The following is a 23,270-nucleotide window of genomic DNA, read 5'->3' on the forward strand; positions in this document are numbered from 1 at the left end:
TAAGGTCTATAGGTGGGGATGTCAACGCGGGGAGCAGGGAAACACCCTGCCCTGGCGGCGGCAGCGGCCGCAACCACTCCCGCGCCGGGGATACACGGAATCGCTTTCAGTCGAGGCCCAGGGTCACCATCAGCTGGTCGGCGCTCTGGTAGCCGGGAATCATCTGTCCGGACTCGGTGACCATGGCCGGCGTGCCCCGCACCCCGAGTTCCTGCCCGATCTGGTACTGCTCGGCCACAGGGTTGTCGTCACACTGCTTAATCGGCACCGACTCCTTGTTCTTCAGCCGGGTCAACGCGTCCTGCTGGTTCGGCGCGCACCAGGCACCAACCAGTTGGCGATAACCCTCTGAGTCCACGCCGCCCCTGGGGTAGGCGAGGTAACGCACCTCGATGCCACGCTTGTTCAACTCGGGTACTTCCTTGTGCAGCTTCTGGCAGTAAAAACAGGTGATATCAGTGAATACACTGATATAGGCGCGCCGCTCGCCCGTGGCGGGAAACACGATCATATCTGCCGTGTCGACCTCGGCCAACCTGGCAACCCGCTCTGCATCACGGCGCTTCTCGGCCAGGTTGACATACTGGCCATCGCTGACCTGAAACAGGTCGCCGAGAATAAAGTACTGACCGTTCCCTGTGGCGTAAACCATGGGACCGGCCTCAAACTGGACCTCATACATGCCGGGAATCTCACTGGTGCTCACGCTACCAACCTTCAAACCCATGGCCGGGTTGTCCAGGGCTGCCTTGAGCTTCTCGGTCACGGCCTTGTCCGCTGGAGCGCCTGCAAAGGCGAAAGCGGCCAGTGCCGTCAGCGTGAATGCCGTGAAGGCTTTAAAGGTCAGATTGAACATATTGGTTCCTCGTTTGCGGCAGCGTGTGTCGCCGCCTGTGCTGTAGGTGTCGCCTCTTTGAGCCGACTTCCGCCGCAGAGTTCCTCAACCCCGCGGATGATGTTGTGCGTGCAGTTCCTGCATGCGCTGCCTGGCGACGTGGGTGTAGATCTGCGTTGTTGTCAGGTCGCTATGCCCCAGTAGCATCTGCACCACACGCAGATCAGCGCCGTGGTTCAGCAGGTGGGTCGCAAAGGCATGTCTCAGTGTGTGCGGCGACAGGGGCTGCTTGATCCCTGCGCGACGGGCATAGATTTTAATACGATACCAGAAGGTCTGGCGAGTCATCTCTCGGCCACGCTGGCTCGGGAACATCACGTCCGAGGGCACGCCCTTGAGCAGTTCACTGCGCGGACCCGCCAGGTAACGCTGCAACCAGGCCAGGGCTTCTTCACCCATGGGCACCAGACGCTCCTTGCTGCCCTTGCCGAACACCCGGACCACGCCCTGGTTCAGGCTGACCTGGTTGACCCGCAAGCTGGTGAGCTCGGTCACCCTGAGACCGCAGGCATAGAGCAGTTCGAGCATGGTGCGGTCGCGAAACTCCAGCGCGACATCGAGGTCCGGCATCTCCAGCAGTTTGTCCACCTCCGCTTCGGAAAGCGACTTGGGCAAGGGTCGGCCTAGTTTCGGGCTGTCTATATCGAGAGTCGGGTCCACGTTTAGCCTGCCCTCGCGGAGCAGGTATTTGTAGAACCCCCGCGCGCAGGACATGAAGCGCGCGGTGGAGCGCTGCGACTGCCCCTGCTGCAAGCGCGCACCGAGATAAGCCTGCAACTGTGAACGATCAGCACGCAACACCGAGCTGTTCCTGTTCTTGACCAGCCACTCGTGAAACTGCCGCAGGTCGCGACGGTAGGAGCTCAGGGTGTTGTCGCTGAGTCCCTTCTCCATCCACATAGCGTCGATGTAGCGTTCGATTTCGGGGTGTTCGATTGGCAGGTCGGGCATCCGCGTACCGTAACATGCTTGGCGGCTTTCAGGGGCGCCACATTTCACCGCGGCAGGTATCCGGGCACTCCGCCCCGCCGTCCAGCCCCGGGTCGGGCCGCTGCGTCAGTATTCGTCCAGCGAGTCTGCCATACGATCAAACAGCGACTGCAGCAACTCCGCCCAGCGCTGGGACTGCTGCGGATCGATACTGTCGACCAGGGTGGTGGCCAGGTTACCGGGCGCTGATTGTGCCGGTGCGTCGACTTCCGCAGACAGCATCTCGCCTATCCAGCCCGCAGTTTCCAGCTGCTGGAACTCGCGTACTTCCGGCGGCACGGCCTTGCCGGCGGCCACTTCCGGTAATTCCGCGACACAGCCCGGCGGCGAATCCGGCAGGGAACCGGGACGGGTGATTTCCAGCAGGAACCAGCCATAGGCGTTGCGCAGGTGCGCCCTGACGGCCGGCAGGTATGCCTGTGCCAGCACGGTTGCCGGAGTGATTTCCGCTGCGAGATCGCGGCGCCAGGCGGCTATCAGCAGCCGCCCCAGGTAGAGACAGTGATTGGCCTGGCCGCGAGCAGAGCCCATGTTACTTGCGCGCCCTGCCCTTGCTGCGCTCCTCCTGCCACTTGCCGCCGCGGTAGTAGGCTTTCCAGCCGGTGGCCTTGCCATCCTGCTCGGTCATCACGTACTGCTCCTTGGTCTTGCGGCTGTACCGCACCTGCGCGCGATTGCCGTCGTCATCCTCGGTCGGGGCCGAGAAAAGGAACTTGTACTTGGGATCGATCTCGCTCTTGTGGGGCAGCAACTCGTCCACGAATGGCGCCCTGGTTTCGCGGTTGCGCGGGAACTGGCTGGCGGCCAGGAACATACCCGCGGCACCATCGCGCAACACGTAGTGATCCTCGACTTTTTCACAGGCCAGTTCCGGCATCGGCACCGGATCCATCTTCGGCGGGGCTGCCTCGCCGTTGCGCAGCAGTTTGCGTGTGTTCTTGCAGGTCTCGCTGGTGCAGCCGAAGTACTTACCGAAGCGCCCGTTTTTCAGCTGCATTTCCGCGCCGCACTTGTCACATTCCAGCGTCGGGCCATCGTAGCCCTTGATCTTGAACTTGCCGTGCTCGACCTCGAAACCGTCACAGTCGGGGTTGTTGCCACAGACATGGAGTTTGCGTTTTTCATCAATCAGGTAGCTGTCCATCGCCGCGTTGCACTTGGCGCAGCGGTGGCGCTCCAGCAGTTGTCGCGACTCGGCCTCGTCGTCGGCATCCTCGCGAATTGCCTCATCTCCCGGAGTCAGGTTGATGGTCTGCTTACAGCGTTCCTTGGGCGGCAGGGCATAACCCGAGCAACCCAGGAAGACGCCGGTGCTGGCTGTGCGAATCTGCATGGGGCGACCACATTCCACGCAGGGTATGTCGGTCATCGTCGGCTCGTTGGGCTGCATGCCCGCGGGCTCCGGCTCTTCGGCCTTTTCCAGCAGCTCCCGGAACTCACCGTAGAACGCGTCCAGCAGGTCGCGCCAGTCGCGATGCCCTTCAGCCACGTCGTCGAGACGTTCTTCCATGCTCGCGGTAAAACCGTAGTCCAGCAGGTCAGGGAAACTCTTCTGCAGACGCTGAGTGACGATATCGCCCATTTTCTCAGCGTAGAAGCGTTTGTTCTCAAGGCGCACGTAGCCACGATCCTGAATTGTCGAGATGATCGACGCGTAGGTAGAGGGGCGCCCGATGCCCCGCTTCTCCAGCTCCCTGACCAGGCTGGCTTCGCCGTAACGCGGTGCGGGTTTGGTGAAGTGCTGGGCGGGCTCCAGCTGCTTCAGGTTCAGCTCCTCGCCCTGTTTCACATCGGGCAGAACACTGTCATCACCCTTGCGACCCGCCGGGGGTTGCACGCGGGTGTAGCCGTCGAAACGAATAATGCGACCCTTGGCATTCAGTTCATAATCGCCCGCCTTGACCGTCACCGTGGTCGAGGTGTACTCAGCCGCCGGCATCTGACAGGCAACAAACTGGCGCCAGATCAGCTCGTAGAGGCGCTCTGCATCGCGCTCCATGCCCTTCAATGCCGTCTGTGGCACTCTGACATCGGAAGGTCTGATCGCTTCGTGGGCTTCCTGGGCGCCCTCCTTGGAGGAGTACAGGTTGGGCGACTCGGGCAAGTATTTGGGCGGAAACTCACTGGCGATGTAATCGCGGCAGGTGGCCACAGCTTCAGCGCTCAGGTTAGTGGAGTCCGTACGCATGTAGGTGATGTAACCGGCCTCGTAAAGGCGCTGCGCCAACATCATGGTCTTCTTGACGCTGAAGCCCAGGCGCGTGCTCGCAGCCTGCTGCAGAGTCGAGGTGATAAAAGGTGCCGGCGGCTTGGAGCGCGTCGGTTTGTCCTCGCGCCCCGCCACCGAGAACGGCAGGGACTCCAGCTCGGCTGTGGCCTTGAGCGTCGTCGCCTCGTCACCCGGGCGGAAGTTCTCGCCGTTGTGCTTGCGCACCTGGAAGCGCACGCCCTCGCCCTTTGCAGTGGCCAATTCGGCATGCACTTCCCAGTATTCTTCCGGGATAAAGGCGTGGATCTCACGCTCACGTTCCACGATAAGTCGCACCGCCACCGATTGCACCCTGCCTGCAGACAGGCCGCGGGCGACTTTTGCCCACAGCAATGGCGAGACCATGTAACCCACCACCCGGTCGAGGAAGCGGCGTGCCTGCTGCGCGTTGACCCTGTCCAGGTCCAGTTGTGATGGCTGCTTGAATGCCTCGGTGATGGCCTTCTTGGTGATCTCGTTGAACACGACGCGCTGGTAACGGCCCTCGTCGCCACCAATGGACTCGCGCAAGTGCCAGGCGATAGCCTCCCCCTCACGATCAAGGTCAGTGGCGAGGTAGATGGCGTCGGAATTGGCGGCCAGCTTTTTCAACTCGTTAACCACCTTTTCTTTTCCCGGCAGCACCTGGTAGTTGGCCTCCCAGCCGTGCTCGGGGTCAATTCCCATGCGCCGGATCAGCTGCTCCTGCGCCTTCTTTTTTTTATGGATTGCTTTTTCTTCCGGGGCCATTTTGCGTGTGATGGCGGCCTGTGCTGCACGCTCCTTGGGATCCACCTTGCTGGTCGCGCTGCCCGCAGTCGGCAGGTCGCGGATATGGCCGACGCTGGACTTGACCACGAATTCAGGGCCCAGATACTTGTTGATGGTCTTGGCCTTGGCGGGTGACTCGACAATAACTAGTGATTTGCCCATTGCATCCTGCTTTCTGGAGGTGAAGTTGACCACAAGCCCGGAACTGGGCCCGCGTCAAAAAAAGAGGCATATATAAGGCGGCATCTGCTCTCGGTCAAGGAAAATCGTGAAGCCATTTGCGACGGCGCCGGGCTGGCGGGGCGGCAAGACTAGCCGCAGAGAGCCTGCTCCCAGGCCATCAGGGCGTCCACAATTTGCTGCACATCGGCCTCGCTGCCGTCCTCGCGCCAGTAGATTCCGCAGGACCCCTCGTCCACCCCGGCGGCGAGCACCGCGGCAGGCAATGCGGCGCTGATGGCGGGCGCCTGCCAGCTGCGCTGCAGGCCCTGCCACTCCCCGTCCTGGGCCAACCAGGCACGCCGCTCCCGGGGCGTACCGCGCGATGGTGGCAACCGTTTGCCGTAGTAAATAACCTGCTGTTTGCGCTCCGCTGGTGCCGAGCTGCGCGCCACGGCGGGCAGGTCACGAAACTCAACGAACAAGCCGTGCACCGCCGCGTACTCTCGCATGCGGGCTATCTGCCGCTGGCGCTTGCTGGGCAGGAAATGGGTCAGCGGTGCCAGCGCGAGCGCGACCACGAATAGAATAAGCAGGTATTTCAACGGGTGTCTTCCTGATACAGATCAATATCCCCCCGGGGCACGATTACCCCGCTGGCATTCTATGCTATAACTTGTGACTTTCTAACCGGGAACATGCGGAGTTCATCATGTCAGAGTATAAAAAGGTCCTCGTCGCCATCGATCTCAGCGATGAGTCCAACGAGGTCGCCGGGCGCGCCAAAGCCGTCGCCAGTAGCAGCGATTGTGACCTGCACATTATCCACGTCATCGAACCCCTGAGTTTCGCCTATGGCGTTGATATCCCGATGGATTTTTCCGGTTTGCAAGATGAGATCCAGACCCAGGCCACCGACCAGCTGCGCCGCTTCGCCGAACAGAACGGCGTGGACCAGAGCCATCAGCACATCGTGCTCGGACGGCCCGAGGTCGAGATCCACGCCATGGCCGAGGAAATTGCCGCTGACCTGATCGTCGTGGGCAGTCACGGCCGCTACGGACTGGCACTGCTCATGGGTTCTACCGCCAACGGCGTACTGCATGGCGCCAGCTGTGACGTGCTGGCGGTGAGGGTGGGCAAGCACGACTAGATGCCGCGGAGGAATGCCTCCAGTTCATCCGGTGTAAATGGCCAGTTCAGTTCCTCGCCACTCGCCTTCCTGAGCACCGGGATGGTCAGGCCATAGCGCTCAAACAGGGCGTCCGACTCACTGATATCGCATTCACGGTACGTGGCGCCGACTTCATCCAGCATAGCGGCCGCCTGTTCACACAGGTGGCATGCGCTGGTGCCATACAGAATCAACATTCGGAATCAAACCTCGGGGCTGTGCCTGCGACATCAGGCGCTATATACTTCTGGCCCGCCATCGCACTTGATGCTGGCGGCAAGCCGGCGTTACCATAGCGGGGCAAGTACAATATTCTATACCAAATTTGCGAGCACCGGCTAACCGGTGGTTAACAGGAGTAGTTTCTTGGCCCTCTTTTCACAACCCACAGCACGCGCCCTGGCCATTCTCGACCTGCTGATGGCCAATCCACACCAGGCCTTCGGCCTCACCGAGATGACGCGCAGGCTTAACCTGAACAAGGCCACCTGCCACGCCATCCTGACCACGATGGCAAACTACGGCTTCCTGGTCCAACATCCCAAGACCAAAGCCTACCGGCTCGGGCCCTCTATCATCGCGGCGGGCAACGCCGCATTCGCCCAGTTCCCGGTGCTGGAATATGCGCGGCCGGAGCTTGAGGAGTTACAGAAAGACCTCGACGTGGGCTTTGCCGTCACCGGCCGCTCCAAACAGCACATGGTGCTGCTGGCACTTTACGGAAAGGCACAGCCGCTTATCAACTCCTTTCAGCTCGGCCTGCGCCTGCCCAATACCGGTCCGGTAGCAGCCTGCTTCACCGCCTTTTCGCCTGCCAAACACCTGGAAGCGTGGCTGAGTCGCGCTCACGAGTCACGCGGCGGCTACGATGAAAAACTCGACCAGAAACTGCGCGTGGCACTGATCTCCATTCGCGCCAGGGGCTACGAAGTAACGCTGAAGACCCGCGCCGAGGCGGAACTGACCCGGGAGCTGACGCGCATTCACTCATCCTGGAGCCTGACCGAGCTGGAGGAAGCGGCCAACCGCTACCAGCACGACCTCTGTGACGAGTACTTCCATCTCGACCGCATCGACCCGAAAGCGCGTTACGAGGTCAGCACTATCTCCGTGCCGGTATTCGTGGAGAACAAGTTGCCGGTGATGTGTTTTGTTGCCGGTTCTTTTGAAGGCTCTGTCAACGGCGCACGTATCGAGGAGATTGCAGCGCGCATGAAAGAGTCCGCTGATCGTGTTACTGCGCTTGCAGAGGACATCGCCAGCTGAAGCAATTTGCAGGCGCCACCGCGAGGGTGGGCGCTGCTGGCCGCGCTGAATGAATACCATGCCGCTGAAAACACTCAACACGTTGCTGCGTGTTGTCGTGGAACACGGCTATCCCCTGGAGCGGGCGCTGCAGGAGATCGGGCTGGACTACAACCCCCTGCAGCACCCCCAGCCCGGCAGCACCCAGGTCAGCACCGGCGCCTACAGCAAACTCTACCGCCTGCTCATGCAAATCCTGCAGGACGAGGCCTTCGGCCTGGGGCAGGAGTACTACGCGCCGCCGGGCACCTTCCGCATGATGTGCCTGTTCGTCATCCACTGCCAGACCCTCGAGCAGGCACTGGTCAGGTCACGCGAGTTCTTCGACTACTGTGACCAGTACCGCCAGGCGCCGAGACACAGAACCGCAGGACCAATTGTGGCGCTGCCGCCACCGGCGCAGGAGCAGGTACTGTGTATTTTCGAGGAGCCACGCTCGCTCCAGTCGAGCCGGCAGCACATCAGCCATGCCAATGTACTGCTGATGATGCACCGCTTCTACAGCTGGCTGATCGGCCGTGCAATCCCCCTGCAGGCAGTGCACCTGCGTGCACCCGCGCCCGACGACCCACAACGCTACGACAAACTGTTCAATTGTCCGGTGCGCTTTGACATGCCGGCATCGGGCCTGGTTCTTACGCGCCAGTTGCTTCAGCACCCACTGGTACAGACCGAGGACAGTTTGCGCGAATTCCTGCGACACGCGCCCTATCCGCTGGTAAAACGCGAGCAGACCGGCGAGTTGCAATCGCTTTCACGCAACATCGAGCAGTTGCTTACCGCAGCCGGACCGCAACAGCTGCCTACAGCAAGCGACATCGCCCGACAGCTGAATGTGTCACCGCGCACCTTGCACCGCAGGCTGACCGCAGAAGGCACCAGTTTTCAGCAACTCAAGGACAACTTCCGCCGTGAACTGGCGGTGGGCTACCTGCACCGCGAGGACCTGTCGATAGATGCGATTGCCGCGGTGATGGGTTTCCAGGACAATTCTGCTTTTTATCGCTCTTTCAAGAAATGGACCGGGGTTTCCCCCGGGCAGTTCAGAAAGCGACTCAGGCCGCAGGGGGCCTCGCCAGATGAATGATGCCGACACGCGCTACGCAGCAAAGAAAGCATTTTTCACCCGCGTGCTGACCGTATACGGGCGCAAGCCTGTGCTGGAGGTCATGCGTGACCCACGCCTGCGCTGCCACGCGCTGCATCTGGCCGAAAGCAACCGCGGTGGCGGCATTATCCAGACGCTGATTGAAGAGGCATCGAAGCAGGAGCTGCCGATCCATTATCATGATCGGCAGGCGCTCTCGCGCATCTCCAAGAACGGCAAGCAGGATCAGGGAGTGGCCCTGGATGTACTCTGCCCCGAGTTCCGGACCCTGGAAGAGTACCTGCAGGAATTGCCGACGCTACCGGCGCAGCGCATCATCGCACTCGACGGCATTACCAATCCGCAAAACCTGGGCATGATTTTACGTTCTGCTGCAGCCGGTAGTATCGACGCCATATTGTGGTCGCGACGCGGCAACGCCGCCCTGGGGCCACTGGTCATCAAGGCGAGCGCCGGCACGCTGTACCGCGCGCCGCTGGTGTTTTGCGAGGCACTGCCAGAGGCACTGCGACACCTCGCCAGTGGCGGCGGCGAAATCTGCAGCCTGGAAGCGGACGCCACCGAAACACTGTTCGAACACCGTTGTCAGGGGCATGCGATCTACGTGCTCGGGAATGAAACTGAAGGGGTATCGCGTGAGGTTCGCAAACTGGCTTCACGCCATTTGCGCATTCCGATGAACAACGGGGTCGAGTCCCTGAATGTCGCAGTCACCGCCAGCCTGATTGCCTATGCCCCGGCCCTGCAGTCGCGGGACCAGGCCTACTTGGACAAGTAGCCCATACCCTCTTCCAGGCCCTTGAGCGTGAGCGGGAACATCTTCCCTTCCAGCAGCTTGTGCGTGATACCCACTGACTGGGTGTACTGCCACTCTTCCTCGGGCACCGGATTGATCCAGATAACCTTGTCGTAAACCTCCTGCAGGCGGCGCATCCAGACTTCACCGGACTCTTCATTCCAGTGCTCGACTGAACCACCCGGCTGCAGTATCTCATAGGGTGACATGGAGGCATCACCGACGAAAATCACTTTATAGTCATGGCTGTACTTGTGCAGTATGTCCAGCAGTGGCATGCGTTCGTTGTGCCGGCGTATATTGTTTTTCCAGACACTCTCGTACAGGAAGTTGTGGAAGTAGAAGTACTCCATGTGCTTGAACTCGGTGCGCGCGGCCGAGAACAGCTCCTCACAGACACGCACGTGCGGATCCATGGAGCCACCCACATCGAAAAACAGCAGCACCTTCACGGCATTGTGGCGTTCCGGCACCATCTTGATATCCAGCAGGCCCGCATTGCGCGCCGTGGAGCTGATGGTATCGTCCAGGTCCAGCTCATCTGCGGCGCCGGTACGGGCAAACTTTCGCAAGCGCCGCATGGCCACCTTGATATTGCGTGTCCCCAGTTCGACACTGTCATCGAGGTTCTTGAAATCGCGCTTTTCCCAAACTTTTACCGCTTTTTTATTGCGGCCGTTGGGCCCCACGCGAATGCCCTCGGGGTGATAGCCTTCCTGCCCGAAGGGCGAGGTACCGCCGGTGCCGATCCACTTGTTACCGCCCTCGTGGCGTTTCTCCTGCTCCTCGAGTCGTTTCTTGAATTCCTCGATCAATTTTTCCAGCCCGCCCAGGGACTCGATCTTGGCTTTCTCTTCCTCACTCAGGTTCTTCAGGAATTCGGAGCGCAACCAGTCGTCAGGAATCATCGCCTCGATTACATCATCGAGGGCTTCCAGGTCCTTGAAATGCAGGCCGAAGGCACGGTCAAAGCGGTCGAAATACTTTTCATCCTTGACCATGCAGGTACGGCTGAAATAGTAGAACTCGTCTACCGAACCGAATACCACGCGTTGCTTCATGCCCTCGAGCAAGTCGAGTAGTTCGCGAGTGGTCACGGGCACGCCGGCATCGCGCAGGCCGTGGAAAAAGTTAATCAACATGTAGGGTCATACCCGCTGCCTGTTTCACCTGGTTTATCCGCTAGCGACTCTCGCGGCGATGCATGAACGCCAGGCGCTCCAGCAAGTGGACATCCTGCTCGTTCTTCATCAACGCACCATACAGCGGCGGAATGGCTTTACTGGGGTCGCGATCCTTGAGAATTTCATCGGGGATGTCATCTGCCATCAGCAGTTTCAACCAATCGATAAGCTCCGAGGTGGAGGGCTTCTTCTTCAGGCCGGGTATACCGCGCAGGTCGAAGAACACTTCCATTGCCTCCTGCACCAATTGCTTGGAAATATCGGGATAATGCACCGCGACAATTTCGCGCATGGTGTCGCGGTCCGGGAAGTTGATGAAGTGGAAAAAGCAGCGGCGCAGGAACGCGTCCGGTAATTCTTTTTCGTTGTTTGAGGTGATGATGATAATCGGGCGGTGTTTTGCCTTGATGGTTTCACCGGTCTCGTAAACGAAGAACTCCATTCGATCGAGTTCCACCAGCAGGTCGTTGGGAAACTCGATATCGGCCTTGTCGATCTCGTCGATCAGCAGCACCACCTGTTCGTCTGAGGAGAAGGCCTCCCAGAGCTTGCCTTTCTTGATGTAGTTGGCGATGTCGTGGACTTTTTCGTCACCGAGCTGTGAATCCCGCAGTCGGGAGACGGCGTCGTACTCATACAAACCCTGCTGCGCCTTGGTGGTGGACTTGATGTGCCACTGGATCAGGCGCTTGCCAAGTCCGTCTGCGACCTCCTCCGCCAGCATGGTTTTGCCGGTGCCGGGCTCACCCTTGATCAGCAGCGGGCGCTCCAGGGATACCGCAGCATTCACGGCCATACGCAGATCGTCAGTGGCGACGTAACGTTTCGTTCCTTCAAATTTCATTCGCGTTAATACCTGTCAGGTTTGCAAAGCTGGTCAGACTACCGATTGGTTATGGACTAATCAAGACTGTCACGACCTTGTTACTGGTCTGCGGAAACACCCTCGAGTGGTTCGCTGTCATTGCTCGCCAACTGCCGCGCCCGCTTCTCCCAGATTTCGAGCTTACGCCGTTTGCGGCGCCGCAGGTGCAGCCAGATTGCCAGCAGCAGCAGCGCTAACACGCCGCCAAGCCATAGCAGGGGCGCCTGGAAGTCATCTTCCGGGGGTTCCTGCCCACGGGTAACCAGTGTGGGCTGCTCGGGTGGCGCCACCACCTCCACGTACATAGGCAGCTCGCGCTGCAGACTCTGCGCCTGCAGCTGCGCCACTACCTGGTAGCGTCCGGGTGCATCAAACGGGGGGATGACAATACGGTACTCACCGTCGGCAGGCAGCGCGTATTCCCGGCTCACAGGAATGCTCAACTGCTTGCCGCCCGGCCCCGTGATGACCACACTCAGATCGAACGCAGCGAGCACCTCGGCGTCGGTCAGTACCTGGCCCTGTTCGGTAAGGCGCAGACCCAGTTCTGTCTGGCGCCCGGCGGGCAGGCTATTGGGCAGCGGGTCGACGTCCAGCTTGAGGTCAGAGATGACATTGACCCGCAGGCTCGCGCTATCGGGCGCCTTTACGCGCCAGTTGCCGGCACTCGGGGAGGCAACAGTGACCAGGGCGAACTGTTGGTTCTGGTACCAGTCCACGTCGCTACTGTTGGCGCTGTAGCGAGCGCCATCGGGGTCAACAAGCTCCAGGCGATTGCGCGCACCACCGAAAAAGACCAGCAGGGTGAACTCACTGACGCTGTCATCAATAGCGAACCCGCTGTCGCTCAGCGGTACCCTGGCTGTGGGTGCGACCATCTCCAGCGCCTGCACAAAGATGCTACTGAGTGCCTGGGGGGATTCGGCCTTTTCTGCGATGCCGCTGGTAGACCGTGCCAGGGCGCGCAGGAATGGCCAGTCCGCCTCATTCGACAGCGCGATGGTATGCACGGCAATACCGGTCGCACCCAGGTTCGGCGCCGTGGCTGACAACAGCCGGCGCGCCGAACTCGCATTGACCATGGGTGATTCCGCGACGTCGACCTTACCATCTGTCAGCAGGACGATACTGGTACGGTAGCCCGGGTCCAGGCGCTCGAGATCATAGGTGGCTGCAGTTATAGCTGCTGGAATATTGGTGCGTTGCCCTGAATTATCGATCTGCGGTACCGCCTCGCGCGCGCGCTCGCGCCAGGCGCTGTCAACCACGCCGTGAGGCACCAACTCACGCACATCCTCGCCGAACACCCAGATGCCAGCTTTTGACCCTTCCGGTAACAAGCGCACGATCAGCTCAATTGCCGGCTCACGCAGGTTGTCGGGATCGGATGTTTTCATGCTGCCGGATATATCCACCAGCAGTCGCAGGTCCGGCTTCAGGCCCACGCCTGGTGTATCAGCCAGGCCTGGCCCAGCGCACAGACCGAGGCCGAGGAAAAGCGCCAGCAGGTACCGGGTCAGGCGCATTCAGCTCTGCTCCGCCGCAGCCGGCTTGACCGCCGGTTCGGTATCCGGGCGGTCACCCTGATCAGGCTCTTGGCGCGGCCGTTGGCGCGGCCGCAACAGGGTGAGGCGCAACAGCAGTGCCAGCACGACAGCGGCAGCGCAGGTGACCAGCAGCGGCCTGATGGCATGCTGTGCCGCCTCAACGCCCTCAGTGGCGGTCTGGAAACCGGCCACCACCAATGCCGGCGCCAGTGTCTGCGCACCCTCGCGCGGATACGCCGGTGTCAGCATCAGCGCCGCAACCAGCGCTACCACCAGGGCGGTCCAGCCATTGGGCCAGCGTCTCCCCAGCCACCAGGCCAGGAACAGCACAAACAGCGCCGCTGCGCCGCAGTAGGCATACATGGCTGTCATGTAGGAACTATCACTCAGCACCGCATCACTCCTATTCTACCCAGCTGATGATGTATTCATCATAACCATCGGGGTGCACGAACTCATCGGAAATCGACCTGCCCCGAATGGACACGCCCGCTTCATGCACCGAGTCAGTACGACCGGAAACGAGGTGATGCCAGGCCGGCAACGGCTCACCGCGCGCACGTAAGCGGTAGGCACAGGTCGAGGGCAGCCAGTCCAGTGAACCCACCGTATTCTGCTCCAGGCGTATGCAGTTGGGCACCATGATCGAACGGCGTGGATAGTCGCTGCACCGGCAGGTGTCCTCATCGAGGTAACGACAACGCACCTGCGTGTAGAATACCTCGTCGGTTTCCTCATCCTGTAATTTGTGCAGGCAGCATTTGGCGCAGCCATCGCACAGCAGCTCCCACTGCTGCTCATCCAGCGCGGACAGCGGCAGTTCATGCCACCACTCAGCCACGGCATTGCTCCCGGCGCCTGAGCTGTTCCGGTGTGGGCGGCATTTGCAGGAAAAAACCCTGCTCAGCAATGGCGGCCAACACTTCTGCTGTGTCCACACGCGCGAGCTTGCGCGAGGGCTGCAGAAGCAGTGTCATCACACTCTGCAGTTCACCGCATTGTTTCAGCAGCGTTTCCGGCAGGTCATCGATGCCCTCTTGCTTGTCCACGTACAGGTACATTTCCTCTTTGCGCGAGCTGCGAAAGATCTCGACCAGCCTTGCCTCCGCGGGTGCACTCACGCCTGACCCTCCTCTAGCGTGGCCTGCAAATGCTCTATCACCGCCTGCTTGCGCCACCCCGACCAGGATGCCGGAATGGGTCCGGTGCCGCGCACCAGCCTTTCGAAATCCTTTCCGGACACCAGCGCCTGCGGCGCCACACCCAGGTCACTGGCAATGCGCTCGGTATGCTGCTTGAGTTTCTTCACCGCGTTGCGCTGTGCCGCCGTCAATGGCGCCGGCAACCGCTCCAACTCGCCGTGGTCCGCCGCCTGGGCGGCCTCGGCAAGCACGTCCAGCAGGTCTTCCCCATAGCGCCGCAGCGTGGCCGGGTGCAATTCCACCTGCGAACGCATCTCCGCCATATTGGCGGGCGCACGCTGGGCCAGTTGCAGACAGGCCTTGTCATCCAGTATCCAACTACGGGGCTTATCCTTGCGCCGCGCCATGTCATCACGCCAGTCGCACAGCGAGATCAATATCGCCAGCTGTTGTGGCTGCAGCTTCCATGCGCTCTTGATGCGCTTGTAATAGCCATCGGAAGTGGTTGCCAGTGCAGTGCAGGCGGCCTCGCCATCTTCCAGCACCCAGGCTCTGCGCCCCTGTTCCCGCAGCCGCCGATCCAGCTGGCGGTAAACGTCCAGGAGCCAGATCACGTCCTGTGCGGCATAGTGGCACTGGGATTCGGTTAACGGCCGCTGCAGCCAGTCGGAGCGGGTTTCGCCCTTGGGCAGGTCCTCGCCACAGAGCTGGTGCACCAGGGCGCGGTAACCAAGGCCGAAGTCCAGGCCGACAAGTGCCGCCGCTTTCTGGGTATCAAACAGCGGCACCGGCAGTACACCGAGCCAGCGCTGAAAAACCTCCAGGTCTTCACTGGCGGAATGCAGGACCTTGACCACCTTGACGTCCGTCAACAGCTCGGCCAGCGGAGCCGGATCCTCGATAGCCAGGGGGTCGATGAGCCAGGCGCAATTCGCCGCATCACCCTCGGCAAAACACAGCTGCACCAGGGCCACCTGCGGATAAAACGTACTGCGACGCATGAACTCGGTATCGACCATTACCGCGCTACAACCTTTCGCCCGGGCCAGAAGCTCTGCCAGCGCGCTGTCGTTTTCAACCAGCTGCCAATCCATCAACTACTCCACGGGCCTGCGGCCGGAAAATGCATGGGCCAGGGTACTGCCATCGACGTACTCCAGTTCACCACCCAGCGGAACCCCGTGCGCGATGCGCGACACCCTAACGCCTTCATTCTGCAACGCGTCGGAAAGGTAGTAGGCGGTGGCCTCACCCTCCACAGTCGGATTGGTAGCGAGAATCACTTCCTCGACGCCCTCCTCCACCACGCGACGCTGGAACTTGTCCAGGCCGAGTTCCTCGGGACCGATACCATCTATGGGGGAGAGATGACCCATGAGCACGAAATAAAGCCCCCGGTAACTGCCGCTCTGCTCTACAGCAAGCACGTCCGCAGGGGTTTCCACGACGCAGATAACGGACGCTTCTCTACGCGTGTCCGAGCAAATCTCACACACTTCAAGCTCAGTGAAATTGCGACACCGCGTGCAATGATCAACCTTGTCCACCGCCGACTGCAGTGCCTGCGCCAGCAGTGTGGCGCCTTCGCGATCGCGCTCCAGCAAGTGCAGGGTCATCCGCTGTGCTGACTTCGGACCGACACCGGGCAGGCAACGCAGGGCTTCCATCAACTCCTGCAAAGCTGGGCTGAATTTCATCTGGATCTGCCGCGCCTAGAACGGCATCTTGAGGCCACCGGGCAGGTCCAGACCCGCGGCCAGGCCGGACATCGCTTCTTTATTGTGGGCCTCGACCTTGCGCACTGCATCGTTTACCGCAGCCGCCAGCAGGTCCTCCAGCACTTCCTTGTCTTCACTCATCACTGCGGGATCGATAGTGACGCGCTTTACATCGTGCCGGCCAGTCATAATCACCGACACCAGCCCGGCACCGGACTCGCCGCGTATTTCGGCGTTGGCCAGATCTTCCTGTGCCTTCTGCATTTCCGTTTGCATTTTCTGCGCCTGTTGCATCAGGTCTGAAAGGTTCTTCATGTGCTATTTTTCCTCAGGAATCCAGCGGCGCAATGGAATCTCGATCCAGTTGCCCGTCAAATCGTGAGATCAGCGCCTGTAGTCGCTGATCGCTCTCTATTTCCGCCACGGCCTGCAACTGGCGTTCACGCGCAGCACGCGCCTGGCGCATCGCCGGCGTCTCGCCGGGTGGTTGCCCGGTGCTTATGTCAACAGACAGTTCACGCTCGAAGTAGTTCTGCAGTGCCAGCCGAATCTTGTCGCGATGGCTGTCATTGAACAGTGAGGCGTTGGCGCTGTCGAGCACAAACTCCAGGTGATCGCCCTCCACCCGCGTAAGGGCCATATTCGCCGCGATGTTCTGCACCATACCCAGCAGACCCAATTGCTCCAGCAGCTGCGGCCAGTTCTCCACCGTGGGCTGCGCCAGCGCTGCTGCAGTCGCCTTGCTATTGTTGTTGCCTGCCGCCACGCCGGGCGCTGGCCGCGCTGGCTCGCTCTCGATCGGAGGTGCAGCGGAGACTTCCGCCACCACGGGCTTCACCTCGACAACCGGCGCCGGCGGTGGTGCCGCCGGCCGCGGTTCAGGTGACTTTTTTACGCTGTCACCGACCTCCCCGGCGGTGCTGTCAGCGCTTGCATTCATCGCCACTTCCTGCAGCGACTGCGCATCGATGGAGTCATCGATCACCGCCGCCGGACGGAATGCAACCATACGCAATAACAGCATTTCGAATCCGCTGCGCGGGTCGGGTGCAAGCTGCATATCGCGCTTGCCGTTGATGGCAATCTGGTAGAACAGCTGGGCATCCTCTGCCGAGATGGCACGCGCCAGTGCCGCCACGCGCTCGGCATCCCCCCAGCTGTTGTCTATCGCATCCGGCACCGCCTGCGCTACCGCCACCCGGTGGGTCAGCGAAATCAGTTCGTCGCAGCTGCCTTCAAAATCGGGCGCGTGCTCGGCCATGCGCGCGACGACTTCGAGCACCGCTGCCGGGTCGCCGCCCGCCACCGCCTCCAGGAGCTGGTAGACAAAGCTCAGGTCAACACTGCCCAGCATGCTGCGCACGTCTGTCTCGGTGAGCTTGCCGGAGCCGAAGGCGATGCCCTGGTCGGTGAGACTGAGCGCATCGCGCATACTGCCCGCCGCGGCGCGCCCGAGCAGCCACAGTGCCGGCTCCTCGAAGCTGACCATTTCCTGTTCCAGGACATTGGCGAGGTGCCCGACTATCTGGTCGGGCGGCATATTCTTGAGATTGAACTGCAGACAGCGCGATAGCACCGTGGCCGGCAGTTTCTGCGGGTCCGTGGTGGCCAGCAGGAACTTGACATGGGGCGGCGGCTCTTCAAGTGTTTTCAGCAGGGCATTGAAACTGCTGGTGGAGAGCATGTGCACCTCGTCTATGAGGTACACCTTATAACGCGAACGGGTGGGCGCATACTGGACATTCTCCAGCAACTCGCGGGTATCCTCGACCTTGGTGCGTGAGGCCGCGTCCACTTCCAGCAGGTCAACGCTGCGCCCCTCGGCGATCTCGAGGCAGGAGCCACACTCACCGCAGGGCTCCGAACTAACGCCCTGCTCACAATTCAGGCACTTGGCAAGGATGCGTGCAATGGTGGTCTTGCCGACCCCGCGGGTACCGGTGAACAGGTAGGCATGATGCAGGCGGTCATGGTCCAGGGCATTGATCAAAGCCTGCAGCACATGCTCCTGGCCAACCATTTCCCTGAAGCTTTTTGGCCGCCATTTGCGTGCGAGTACCTGGTAGGACATGCCCGGAGTTGCCTTACTGATCGTGAGGGATGAAAGGATACACCACAGCGGAAACGACAGGAACCTGCAGGGCGTCAATGAGCATGGGCAATCGCGTCGGTGGAGATGACCCAGACAGCCACACCCCGGCACACGAGTCGATAACTACGGCTGCTCCCTTCCAGGCCTGACCGGGTTCGCTACCTATCGTTGCGAGGGGACCGCCTGGGCCACCACAGAATCCGCAGCTACCTGCAGAGGGCGCGTATTGTGCGTCAATCAGGGTCGCCCTGCAAGTGATCCGGGATCACGACGCTTGACGTAGATGTTAATAGGATTAACATGCATGTTAATTGCATTAACATTCACGGGAGGCTGCCATGCAGCAACACCATAGCCAGGCGACGAAAAGTCGCTACGGCGGCCTTGTCGGTACCGGCTGCGCCGTGCTGATCGTGGTCGGGGTCACTTTCGGCCTGCACGCCCGCTTCGCCCTGGGCGAGAAGCCGCAACCACGGCAACCGCTCACCGTGGAGACCGTCGAGTACGTCATCCAGGATAGCTACCAGCGCGATGTCTCCTATCTCGGACTGGTCACTGCCGGACGCCAGGCCACCCTGGGTTTTGAAACCGCAGGTACCGTCGCCACCCTGCCCTGGCGAGAGGGTAGCCCGATCGCACAGGGCGAAGTCATTGCCCGACTGGATGACGCCTCGCTGCAGGCGAGCGCGCGCGCCACCCGAGCCGAATTACAGCAGGCGCGCTCCGAACTGGAACTGGCCAACCTCAAGGCCCGGCGCCAGGGCGAGTTGCGCGAAACCGGGGCCGTCTCGCGAGAGGCTTACGACGAAACCCGCTTGCGCGCTGAATCACTTAAATCCAGGGTAGAGGCAGTCTCCGCTAACTTGCAGAGTATCGAGATCAAGCTGGACAAGGCGGTGCTGCGGGCACCCTACACCGGCGTCATCGCCGATCGCTTCGTACACGAAGGAGCGGTGGTAAACCCGGGCACCCCCGTGGTGCATTTCATCGAAACCGGGGGCCGGGAAGCACATATTGGTGTCGCTGTTCACCGGGCTGCGGCAATGAAGCCCGGTGACCAATACAGCCTGGCCTTGCGCGGCCAGTCACTTGCCAGTGAACTACTCAGCCTGCGCCCCGATGTCGACCCCGTGACCCGGGTCATGACCGCCGTGTTTGCCGTACCTGACGCAGTAGACGCCGTGGACGGTGAACCGGTCACCCTGACCCTGCAGGAGGATATCCCCAGCAAGGGTGGCTGGCTGCCCTTGTCAGCGCTGCTGGAGGGCAACCGCGGGTTATGGACCGTGCTGCGACTGGCCGAGCAGGAAGGCGCCACGGTAACCGTGCGCGAGGCCGTCGAGGTACTGGAAACACAGGGCAACCGCGCCTACGTCATCGGCTCACTGCCTGATCGCAGCCGTGTGGTGGCCAGTGGCGTGCATCGCATCAGCCCCGGAACACCGATCACACCGGGAGGCAACTAGATGCTCGCCCAGTTTATCTACCACCACCCGCGGTACTTCGCACTGCTTATCATCTGCGTTCTGGCCGTAGGGATTAACAGCTTCGCCAACATCCCGCGCCAGGAAGAACCTTCGCTTACCAATTTTGTCGGCACCATCACCACCTTCTATCCAGGGGCGACGCCCGACCGTGTTGAGGCGCTGGTGACCAAGCCCCTGGAGGACGAGTTGCGCAAGCTCTCGGAGCTGGACGAACTCTCCTCCACGTCCAGCACTGGCGTGTCATTTCTAAACATCCGCCTCGATGACACCCTGCCCAAGGGTGACCTGGACCGGGTCTGGTCGGAAATCCGCGACGCCATGGCCGACGCCGCAACGCGATTTCCCCCGGGCGCCAGCGCCCCCTCTTTCGACAATGACCGCCTGAATTCCTTCACCACGATCGTGGCCCTGTCCGGCCGCGACGGGGCTGATATTCCCCTGTCGATCCTGGGCAGGCTGGCTCAGGATTTGGCCGACGAAGCGCGCAATCTCAATAACACCAAGCTCGCCGAAGTTTTCGGTGAGCCCCTTGAGGAGATTCGCGTTGAAATCGATGAGAGCGCCCTGCTGTCGCGAGGATTGAGCCTGCAGCAGGTGGCCAGCGCACTCGACGCCGCCGACGCCAAAACAGCCTCCGGGCGCGCCACCGGTGAAGGTATGGACATGCTGATAGAGCTGTCTGGCGACTTCGACTCCCTGACCCGCATCCGGGAAGTTATAGTCAGCACTGCCGCCAACGGCAGCGCAACGCGCATTTCCGATATCGCCACGGTGTATAAAGCTGCTACCACACCGCCGCCTGCCATGGTCCTGGTCCAGGGCGAGCCCGGGATACTGGTTGGCGTACTGATGGAAGATGGCAACCAGGTCGATCGCTGGTCCGCTGACTTCGGCCGCATGCTGGACACGTTCACGGCTGGCGCGCCCGCAAGCGTGCTGATCGAACAGACTTTCGACCAGAGCGAGTATGCAAAGAGCAGGCTCGTTGACGTGAGCAACAATCTCGGCATCGGTGTATTCCTGGTCCTGCTGGTGCTGCTGTTTACGCTGGGGTGGCGGGCCGCCGTGGTAGTGGCCATCATCCTGCCACTGTGCGGGCTGATTTCGCTGGTCATCATGGAACGCACCGGCATGGCCCTGCACCAGATGTCGATAGCAGGCTTGATCGTGGCGCTGGGTCTGCTCGTGGACGGTTCGATCGTCATGACCGACGAGATTCGCAAGCGCCTGCTTGAGGGCCAGGGGCCCTACGAAGCCATCGCCGGGTCGGTGCAGCGACTGCGCATCCCCCTGCTCTCTTCCGCTGTCACCACAATTCTCGCTTTTATGCCCATGGCGATCCTGCCAGGTGTCGCCGGGGACTTTATCGGTGCGGTGGCCATATCGGTCATCGTCATGCTGCTCACCTCAACCCTGCTGGCACTGGTGCTGACCCCCGTACTGGCGGCATGGCTGCTGCCGAGAACGCCCGAAGCCAGCCGGCACTGGTACGTCGGCGGTATTGACAGTGGCAGGGCAGGTAAGGCGCTGGCGCGAGCGATGGACTGGAGCCTGCAGCATCCGGTGGCGGCAATTGCCTTGTCCCTGAGCCTGCCGCTGAGTGGTTACCTCGCCTTCCCGACACTGACGGCGCAATTTTTCCCCGGCACCGACCGCGACCAGATGTATATCCAGGTCAAGCTGGCCGACGGACGCTCCATCTACGACACACTGGAGCTGGTCACCCGACTGGATCAGCGACTGCGCAGTGACCCGCTGATCAGGCGCGTGGACTGGACCCTGGGCGAGAGCGCGCCACCCTTCTTTTACAATATGTATCGCAATAAGGAAGGCATACCATCCTGGGCCGAGGCACTGGTCATGACCCGTGACGAAAACCAGACTGACGAACTCATACGCAGCCTGCAAACGGAACTGGACATCGCGTTCCCGCAGGCGCGGATCGTGGTCCAGGGCATTTACCAGGGGCCGCCGGTGTCTGCACCGCTGGAGATCGAGATCTACGGACCCAACCTGACCGTGTTGCAGGAACTGGGAGAGCAGCTGCGCCAGAGAATAGACAAGCTGCCCCATGTCATCCACACCACGACCAGTCTGGTCGGTGGTGCACCCAAGGTCGTGTTTCATCTGGACGAAGAGCGATTGCGCCTGGCCAACCTGCAACTGGTCGACGCGGCGACAGCGCTCAATGACGCCCTGCGCGGTCGCCTCGGCGGCGAAGTGCTTGAGGGCACAGAACGACTGCCTGTGCGGGTGCGCCTGAAAGAGGCGGACTGGGGTACCGCAGACCAGATCGCCGATATCCGCCTGCCGCTGCCGACGTCTTCGGGCGCCGCCGCGGGCCTGCCGCTCAACGCGCTGGGCGCGCCGGCACTGGAGCCATCACAGAGCCCGATCAGCCGCCTGGACGGTGTGCGTATCAATGCCGTGCAGGGTTTCATCACCCGGGGGGTATTGCCCCAGGAAGTGCTGAAGTTGTTGCAGGCTGACCTGGAGGCGAACCCCATCGAACTGCCCCCGGGGTACCGCTTCGCCTATGGCGGCGACTCGGATGCACGCGCCGACGTGGTCGACAATATCATGGCGCCTATGGGGCTTATCATGTCGGCCCTGTTGGCCACTATCGTGCTGACCTTCAACTCCTGGCGGCTCTCGGCAGTGGCTTTACTGGTATGCATCTGCTCCATGGGGCTGTCGCTGCTGGCGCTGGCCCTGTTCCAGTACCCCTTCGGCATCATGTCGCTGGTAGGCGTGATCGGCTCTGTGGGTGTTTCCATCAATGCAGCCATCATTATCATGACGGCATTGCAGGCCAGCCCCGGCGCCATGCAGGGCGGCTTGCATGCAATCCGCAGCGTGGTGATGGATTCAAGCCGGCACATCGTGTCGACCACCGTCACGACCTTCGGCGGGTTCCTGCCTCTGGTCCTGGAGGGCAGCGAGTTCTGGCCGCCCTTTGCCATGGCTATCGCCGGCGGTGTGCTGCTGTCGACCATTATTTCTTTCTTCCTGGTGCCGCCCATGTTCCTGCTGGTGAATCGCGCTGGCAGCCCCGCCTCGTGGCTGGCCCGCGCGCGGAGGGCGTCCGCATGAGCAACTGCAACAGCTACCACCACGGAGACCTGCGCAACGCGCTGATCATCGCCGCGGTAAAACTCATTCAAGAGAGCGGCTCCTCCGACTTCTCCATGTCGGAAGCCGCCAAACTGGCCGGGGTCAGCGCAGCCGCGCCCTACCGCCATTTCGCCGACCGCAAGGCCCTGTTGAGCGCTGTCGCCGAGCTGTATTTCATTGGCCTTGCCGAGGCCGTGCAGAGCACGCGTGATGCCTACCCGAGCGGTTCACGCGAATCGGTGCTGGCATTGGGCCACTGCTACGTGCGCTACCTCTCCGAGCGGCCCGCGTTCTACAACCTGATCTGGAATCAGGGCGGCGAGGCCTCCCAGGGGCGCAGGGATGTTGAGCAACGCCCTGGCTTCCTGAGTTTTGTCGGCGCTGTGGGCGACTGGTGCCGGCAGCGCGAGTTGAATGACTGCGACCCGCTGGAACTGGCCGTCAAGCTATGGTCCATGGCCCACGGGCTGTCGGTGCTGAAGATGAATGGCCAACTGGACTCCTACATACCCGATGCCGACGCACAGGCGCTATTGAGCAGCAGTGCCGGCGCGTTCCTCGACGGCGTTGAAGCGACTCGCTAATCTTTTTTCGGGCGCCCACGGGCGCCGCGCCCGGCCGCCGCCGACATACCCGGGCAGCCTCCGGTGCTGTTTTTGGGCACAAAAAAGGGCC

Annotated in this window: 23 protein-coding genes and 1 other RNA gene; 7 read left to right on the plus strand and 17 right to left on the minus strand. The window is 61.4% G+C overall.

The features are described 5' to 3' along the window. Window positions 1–106: 106 nt before the first annotated feature. From F0M18_RS06445 to F0M18_RS06465, 5 genes are all read right to left on the minus strand, one after another. On the minus strand, window positions 107–856 hold the full coding sequence (locus F0M18_RS06445; protein WP_149610577.1) for a DsbC family protein: 750 nt from the start codon (window positions 854–856) through the stop codon (window positions 107–109). An 84-nt stretch (window positions 857–940) separates the two neighbouring features. After that, window positions 941–1,846, minus strand: coding sequence for a site-specific tyrosine recombinase XerD (gene xerD / locus F0M18_RS06450; RefSeq protein WP_149610578.1), 906 nt, complete (start codon window positions 1,844–1,846; stop codon window positions 941–943). 105 nt (window positions 1,847–1,951) lie between these two features. Next, window positions 1,952–2,416, minus strand: coding sequence for a hypothetical protein (locus tag F0M18_RS06455; protein ID WP_149610579.1), 465 nt, complete (start codon window positions 2,414–2,416; stop codon window positions 1,952–1,954). Between the two features lies 1 nt (window position 2,417). Further along, on the minus strand, window positions 2,418–5,066 hold the full coding sequence (gene topA, locus F0M18_RS06460) for a type I DNA topoisomerase (RefSeq protein WP_149610580.1): 2,649 nt from the start codon (window positions 5,064–5,066) through the stop codon (window positions 2,418–2,420). Window positions 5,067–5,215: 149 nt separating this feature from the next. Then, entirely contained in the window at window positions 5,216–5,668 is a 453-nt protein-coding gene (locus tag F0M18_RS06465; RefSeq protein WP_149610581.1) for a hypothetical protein, read from the minus strand. A 107-nt stretch (window positions 5,669–5,775) separates the two neighbouring features. On the opposite strand from F0M18_RS06465, the gene F0M18_RS06470 reads away from it, so the two are divergent. Continuing rightward, window positions 5,776–6,216 (plus strand): universal stress protein, encoded by a 441-nt coding sequence (locus F0M18_RS06470; protein ID WP_149610582.1) that lies wholly within the window; start codon window positions 5,776–5,778, stop codon window positions 6,214–6,216. Here the strand turns inward: F0M18_RS06470 and F0M18_RS06475 are convergent. Next, entirely contained in the window at window positions 6,213–6,434 is a 222-nt protein-coding gene (locus tag F0M18_RS06475) for a glutaredoxin family protein (RefSeq protein ID WP_149610583.1), read from the minus strand. The two genes, F0M18_RS06470 and F0M18_RS06475, sit on opposite strands and share 4 nt — an antisense overlap. 169 nt (window positions 6,435–6,603) lie before the next feature. On the opposite strand from F0M18_RS06475, the gene F0M18_RS06480 reads away from it, so the two are divergent. The 3 genes from F0M18_RS06480 to F0M18_RS06490 are packed head-to-tail and all read left to right on the plus strand — an operon-like array spanning window position 6,604 to window position 9,428. After that, window positions 6,604–7,503: an IclR family transcriptional regulator gene (locus F0M18_RS06480; RefSeq protein ID WP_149610584.1), complete on the plus strand. Its 900-nt coding sequence runs from the start codon at window positions 6,604–6,606 to the stop codon at window positions 7,501–7,503. Between the two features lie 49 nt (window positions 7,504–7,552). After that, window positions 7,553–8,629: an AraC family transcriptional regulator gene (locus F0M18_RS06485; RefSeq protein ID WP_149610585.1), complete on the plus strand. Its 1,077-nt coding sequence runs from the start codon at window positions 7,553–7,555 to the stop codon at window positions 8,627–8,629. Next, window positions 8,622–9,428 carry a TrmH family RNA methyltransferase gene (locus tag F0M18_RS06490; protein ID WP_149610586.1) on the plus strand — a complete coding sequence of 269 codons (807 nt, stop codon included), beginning with the start codon at window positions 8,622–8,624 and terminating at the stop codon, window positions 9,426–9,428. The genes F0M18_RS06485 and F0M18_RS06490 overlap by 8 nt, the downstream gene beginning before the upstream one ends. On the opposite strand, the gene F0M18_RS06495 is transcribed toward F0M18_RS06490, so the two are convergent. The 11 genes from F0M18_RS06495 to ffs all read right to left on the minus strand — a co-directional run bounded on the left by F0M18_RS06495 (window position 9,413) and on the right by ffs (window position 18,179). Next, complete coding sequence (locus F0M18_RS06495) at window positions 9,413–10,588, minus strand: vWA domain-containing protein (RefSeq protein ID WP_149610587.1); 1,176 nt, start codon at window positions 10,586–10,588, stop codon at window positions 9,413–9,415. The two genes, F0M18_RS06490 and F0M18_RS06495, sit on opposite strands and share 16 nt — an antisense overlap. A gap of 40 nt (window positions 10,589–10,628) precedes the next feature. After that, window positions 10,629–11,474, minus strand: coding sequence for an AAA family ATPase (locus F0M18_RS06500; protein WP_149610588.1), 846 nt, complete (start codon window positions 11,472–11,474; stop codon window positions 10,629–10,631). An 80-nt stretch (window positions 11,475–11,554) separates the two neighbouring features. Next, complete coding sequence (locus F0M18_RS06505) at window positions 11,555–13,021, minus strand: VWA domain-containing protein (RefSeq protein WP_149610589.1); 1,467 nt, start codon at window positions 13,019–13,021, stop codon at window positions 11,555–11,557. Then, window positions 13,022–13,435, minus strand: a complete 414-nt coding sequence (locus F0M18_RS06510) for a hypothetical protein (RefSeq protein ID WP_149610590.1) — start codon at window positions 13,433–13,435, stop codon at window positions 13,022–13,024. A gap of 10 nt (window positions 13,436–13,445) precedes the next feature. After that, window positions 13,446–13,883, minus strand: a complete 438-nt coding sequence (locus F0M18_RS06515; RefSeq protein ID WP_149610591.1) for a YcgN family cysteine cluster protein — start codon at window positions 13,881–13,883, stop codon at window positions 13,446–13,448. Continuing rightward, window positions 13,876–14,163: a YcgL domain-containing protein gene (locus F0M18_RS06520; protein WP_262500855.1), complete on the minus strand. Its 288-nt coding sequence runs from the start codon at window positions 14,161–14,163 to the stop codon at window positions 13,876–13,878. Before F0M18_RS06520 ends, F0M18_RS06515 begins: the two co-directional genes overlap by 8 nt. Continuing rightward, window positions 14,160–15,278, minus strand: coding sequence for a ribonuclease D (gene rnd / locus F0M18_RS06525; protein ID WP_149610592.1), 1,119 nt, complete (start codon window positions 15,276–15,278; stop codon window positions 14,160–14,162). The genes F0M18_RS06520 and rnd overlap by 4 nt, the downstream gene beginning before the upstream one ends. 3 nt (window positions 15,279–15,281) lie before the next feature. Further along, complete coding sequence (gene recR, locus F0M18_RS06530; protein WP_149610593.1) at window positions 15,282–15,881, minus strand: recombination mediator RecR; 600 nt, start codon at window positions 15,879–15,881, stop codon at window positions 15,282–15,284. A gap of 15 nt (window positions 15,882–15,896) precedes the next feature. Next, window positions 15,897–16,217: a YbaB/EbfC family nucleoid-associated protein gene (locus F0M18_RS06535; RefSeq protein WP_149610594.1), complete on the minus strand. Its 321-nt coding sequence runs from the start codon at window positions 16,215–16,217 to the stop codon at window positions 15,897–15,899. Window positions 16,218–16,230: 13 nt separating this feature from the next. Beyond that, window positions 16,231–17,973: a DNA polymerase III subunit gamma/tau gene (dnaX, locus tag F0M18_RS06540; RefSeq protein ID WP_149610595.1), complete on the minus strand. Its 1,743-nt coding sequence runs from the start codon at window positions 17,971–17,973 to the stop codon at window positions 16,231–16,233. Window positions 17,974–18,082: 109 nt separating this feature from the next. Beyond that, an RNA gene (gene ffs, locus F0M18_RS06545) (signal recognition particle sRNA small type) lies at window positions 18,083–18,179 on the minus strand. A 153-nt stretch (window positions 18,180–18,332) separates the two neighbouring features. Here ffs and F0M18_RS06550 point away from each other — a divergent pair. Genes F0M18_RS06550 through F0M18_RS06560 form a run of 3 tightly spaced genes read left to right on the plus strand, consistent with a single transcriptional unit; the run spans window position 18,333 to window position 23,179 of the window. Continuing rightward, window positions 18,333–19,460: an efflux RND transporter periplasmic adaptor subunit gene (locus F0M18_RS06550; RefSeq protein WP_149610596.1), complete on the plus strand. Its 1,128-nt coding sequence runs from the start codon at window positions 18,333–18,335 to the stop codon at window positions 19,458–19,460. Beyond that, window positions 19,461–22,574, plus strand: a complete 3,114-nt coding sequence (locus F0M18_RS06555; protein WP_149610597.1) for an efflux RND transporter permease subunit — start codon at window positions 19,461–19,463, stop codon at window positions 22,572–22,574. It abuts the gene before it with no gap. Then, on the plus strand, window positions 22,571–23,179 hold the full coding sequence (locus F0M18_RS06560) for a TetR/AcrR family transcriptional regulator (RefSeq protein ID WP_149610598.1): 609 nt from the start codon (window positions 22,571–22,573) through the stop codon (window positions 23,177–23,179). The genes F0M18_RS06555 and F0M18_RS06560 overlap by 4 nt, the downstream gene beginning before the upstream one ends. The last annotated feature ends 91 nt before the right edge of the window (window positions 23,180–23,270 follow it).

The sequence above is a fragment of the Pseudohalioglobus sediminis genome (assembly GCF_008370495.1).
Classification (GTDB): domain Bacteria; phylum Pseudomonadota; class Gammaproteobacteria; order Pseudomonadales; family Halieaceae; genus Halioglobus.

Bases quoted from the DNA above. Each gene is read 5' to 3' on its own strand.
- F0M18_RS06445 (WP_149610577.1), bottom strand. From the start codon at position 856: ATGTTCAATCTGACCTTTAAAGCCTTCACGGCATTCACGCTGACGGCA.
- xerD (WP_149610578.1), bottom strand. From the start codon at position 1,846: ATGCCCGACCTGCCAATCGAACACCCCGAAATCGAACGCTACATCGAC.
- F0M18_RS06455 (WP_149610579.1), bottom strand. From the start codon at position 2,416: ATGGGCTCTGCTCGCGGCCAGGCCAATCACTGTCTCTACCTGGGGCGG.
- topA (WP_149610580.1), bottom strand. From the start codon at position 5,066: ATGGGCAAATCACTAGTTATTGTCGAGTCACCCGCCAAGGCCAAGACC.
- F0M18_RS06470 (WP_149610582.1), top strand. From the start codon at position 5,776: ATGTCAGAGTATAAAAAGGTCCTCGTCGCCATCGATCTCAGCGATGAG.
- F0M18_RS06475 (WP_149610583.1), bottom strand. From the start codon at position 6,434: ATGTTGATTCTGTATGGCACCAGCGCATGCCACCTGTGTGAACAGGCG.
- F0M18_RS06485 (WP_149610585.1), top strand. From the start codon at position 7,553: ATGAATACCATGCCGCTGAAAACACTCAACACGTTGCTGCGTGTTGTC.
- F0M18_RS06490 (WP_149610586.1), top strand. From the start codon at position 8,622: ATGAATGATGCCGACACGCGCTACGCAGCAAAGAAAGCATTTTTCACC.
- F0M18_RS06495 (WP_149610587.1), bottom strand. From the start codon at position 10,588: ATGTTGATTAACTTTTTCCACGGCCTGCGCGATGCCGGCGTGCCCGTG.
- F0M18_RS06500 (WP_149610588.1), bottom strand. From the start codon at position 11,474: ATGAAATTTGAAGGAACGAAACGTTACGTCGCCACTGACGATCTGCGT.
- F0M18_RS06505 (WP_149610589.1), bottom strand. From the start codon at position 13,021: ATGCGCCTGACCCGGTACCTGCTGGCGCTTTTCCTCGGCCTCGGTCTG.
- rnd (WP_149610592.1), bottom strand. From the start codon at position 15,278: ATGGATTGGCAGCTGGTTGAAAACGACAGCGCGCTGGCAGAGCTTCTG.
- recR (WP_149610593.1), bottom strand. From the start codon at position 15,881: ATGAAATTCAGCCCAGCTTTGCAGGAGTTGATGGAAGCCCTGCGTTGC.
- F0M18_RS06535 (WP_149610594.1), bottom strand. From the start codon at position 16,217: ATGAAGAACCTTTCAGACCTGATGCAACAGGCGCAGAAAATGCAAACG.
- dnaX (WP_149610595.1), bottom strand. From the start codon at position 17,973: ATGTCCTACCAGGTACTCGCACGCAAATGGCGGCCAAAAAGCTTCAGG.
- F0M18_RS06550 (WP_149610596.1), top strand. From the start codon at position 18,333: ATGCAGCAACACCATAGCCAGGCGACGAAAAGTCGCTACGGCGGCCTT.
- F0M18_RS06555 (WP_149610597.1), top strand. From the start codon at position 19,461: ATGCTCGCCCAGTTTATCTACCACCACCCGCGGTACTTCGCACTGCTT.
- F0M18_RS06560 (WP_149610598.1), top strand. From the start codon at position 22,571: ATGAGCAACTGCAACAGCTACCACCACGGAGACCTGCGCAACGCGCTG.